The following is a 249-nucleotide window of genomic DNA, read 5'->3' as shown; positions in this document are numbered from 1 at the left end:
TAGAGAGCTTAACTTCCGTGTTCGGTATGGGAACGGGTGTGGCCTCTCTGCCATCATTACCAGACTGTATTCATTTAAGACAAGAATTATTGTAACTCGTTTAACTTTTAAAGTCAACAAGTTTTTTATATTCTTTCAAAACTAGATAACATTGCTTCATATTATATGGTTAAGTCCTCGATCTATTAGTATTCGTCAGCTCCACATGTCACCATGCTTCCACCTCGAACCTATCAACCTGATCATCTT

Annotated in this window: 2 rRNA genes; both read right to left on the bottom strand. The window is 37.3% G+C overall.

Annotated features, from left to right (window positions below):
• Positions 1 to 64, bottom strand: a 5S ribosomal RNA gene (gene rrf, locus FOT98_RS31925); the annotation flags it as partial.
• Positions 65 to 165: 101 nt separating this feature from the next.
• Positions 166 to 249, bottom strand: a 23S ribosomal RNA gene (locus FOT98_RS31920); the annotation flags it as partial.

It is taken from the genome of Bacillus sp. HY001 (assembly GCF_007558965.1).
GTDB lineage: Bacteria > Bacillota > Bacilli > Bacillales > Bacillaceae_G > Bacillus_A > Bacillus_A mobilis.
Note: the sequence above shows the minus strand (reverse complement) of the source record. Positions and strands in the feature narration are given on the sequence as shown.